The following is a 2043-nucleotide window of genomic DNA, read 5'->3' on the forward strand; positions in this document are numbered from 1 at the left end:
AGCTCCGGGCTGGCGTACTGGGCCTGGGCATCGTGCAGGATGGCCTCCATCAACTCCTGCGGCGTTTTGGGCAGCTCTGGCCCCAGGTCGTAGCCGTTGTGGGCCAGGGCCTGCATGACGCGGTGGATGGAAGCAAACACATCTAAGTAGGCCGCCGTCCCTACATTGCCTTTGTCTGGCGGGAAGCTGAAGACGGTGATGGCGATCTTCTTCTCCAGCTTGGGCTTGCGCCGCAGGTTGGCCCACTTGATGGCCCGCGCTGCAATCAGCTCAATCCGATCCTGCAGAGCATGGGCCTTGCCGGTGGCGGCGTCCCGGCCCGAGAGGATGATGGGATCGATGGCCCCATCCAGCTCAGGAATGGCAATCTGCAGCGCCACCTGCACCGGGTGCAGGCCTAAGTCACTAGTGGCCCATTCCTCTGTGGATTGAAACACCAAGGGCAGCGCCACCATGTAGGGGCGATTGAGCCGTTGCAGCGCCTCCACGGCCTTGGGGTGATCCTGCCGCGCCGGCCCGCCCACCAGAGCAAACCCGGTTAGCGACACCACCACATCCACAATTGGCGCCGTCTTCTGCTCATTCCAGAAAAACTCGTTCACCGGCTTGGAGAAGTCCAAGCCGCCGGCAAACACCGGCACCACCCGCGCCCCCCGCGACTCCAACTCCTGCACCATGGCCACGTAGTGGGCATCGTCCCCCGTCACCAGGTGGGTGCGCTGCAGCACCAGCCCCACGCAGGGAGCCAGGGGATCCTTCACGTCTTCCGGCAGATCCTCGCGGGCATTGTACCAATCCCAATACTCTGCCAGGCTGGCAAACATCTGCGGCGCCAGCGGGTGCCAAATGCCCATCTCCAAATAGGTGACTGGCTCGGCAAAGGAGAGCTGTCCCCGCATCCCCGGCAGGTAGCGATCCGCCAGCATCAGCAAAAAGTTCTCCAGGTTCTCGCGGGATCCGCCCAGCCAGTACTGGAAGCTGAGCATGAAGTTGCGGGCATCCTGGGCCTTGTCGAAGGGCAGGTACTTCAACACCTTGGGCAGCGTCTGCAGCAGCTTCAGCATCCCCTCTTGGAAGTTGGATCCCTGTTGGCGCTTGCGCATGAACTGGGCAATGGCGCTCTTGGATTGGCCCAGTTGCGCCATGGAAAAGGATCCCAGCTTATTAAGGCGCATCACCTCTGGCATGGAGGGGAACACCACCACCGCATCCAGCCGCTCCCGCAGGGGTTCTACTGCCTGTACCACCTTCTGGGCAATGTCCTCAATGAAGATCAAGGAGCCGATAAAGACATTGGCCGCCTCCAGATCCCGCTGGAAAGCCTCATATCCCGCGGGATCCCGCAGCTCTTCCACCAAGTAGCCAGACAGCTCCACCGCCAGCTTGGGGTTCTGGGCATTGATGCGCTGCACCGCCGCCGTCAGGGCACTCTGATACTGCGGCTCCAACACCACGTACACCACCTTCATCAGTCGGCGCCCCCCCAGCTCAGCAGGGGTCACGTGGCGGGTGATGGGCTTAACCAGAGTAAACATGCAGTCGCTCTCCCTTGTGCAATGCAAAAAAGCAAGTGGGCCGGGAATGGGCATTCTTCCCCAGCGCCTGTTTCCCGTTCTACCAGAGAACCGGATCCCTGCTGGGGGCATAACGCCAGCCTCGTAACAATTCGCAATAATTGCAAAGGGGGGCTCTCCTCTTGAGAAGAGCTTAGAGTGCAGGTTTCCTGCACTCTATAAGCTAATATTGAGGTTATCAGCCAGCCAAGACTTTCCTCTGGGCTCGGAGTTCTCTGCTAAGACGAAGCTTGCGGTCAACTATCTCTCATCCTCTCGAAAAAGGCTTGTCCCTCAACTTGTTTACAAAGGTGGGACCTTGCACAGTTGGCGAAAGAAAATTGCTGTAGCGCTGAACAGATCTTTCTTCGCTGCCCTACCTCCTCTGGAACAAGTTCCAAAAGATGAAGCCGATACAGCCTGTTAATTTAAAATAGGGTACAGGTTTTAAGAGGAAGGAGAGAAGGGAATGCCAACCCATTCTTTGGAT

2 protein-coding genes are annotated in these 2043 nt (G+C 58.7%); one reads left to right on the top strand and one right to left on the bottom strand.

Going from position 1 to position 2043, the window contains the following annotated elements; genetic code table 11:
* The coding region (locus tag NW863_RS10955) for a cobaltochelatase subunit CobN (protein WP_414366341.1) at positions 1–1535 on the bottom strand (1535 nt) is incomplete at its 3' end.
* A gap of 208 nt (positions 1536–1743) precedes the next feature.
* Between NW863_RS10955 and NW863_RS10960 the strand changes: the two genes are divergently transcribed.
* On the top strand, positions 1744–1980 hold the full coding sequence (locus NW863_RS10960; protein ID WP_414366343.1) for a NotI family restriction endonuclease: 237 nt from the start codon (positions 1744–1746) through the stop codon (positions 1978–1980).
* The last annotated feature ends 63 nt before the right edge of the window (positions 1981–2043 follow it).

Origin of the sequence: Synechococcus sp. B60.1, from assembly GCF_047462555.1 — a bacterium.
Classification (GTDB): Bacteria; Cyanobacteriota; Cyanobacteriia; order Thermostichales; family Thermostichaceae; genus Thermostichus.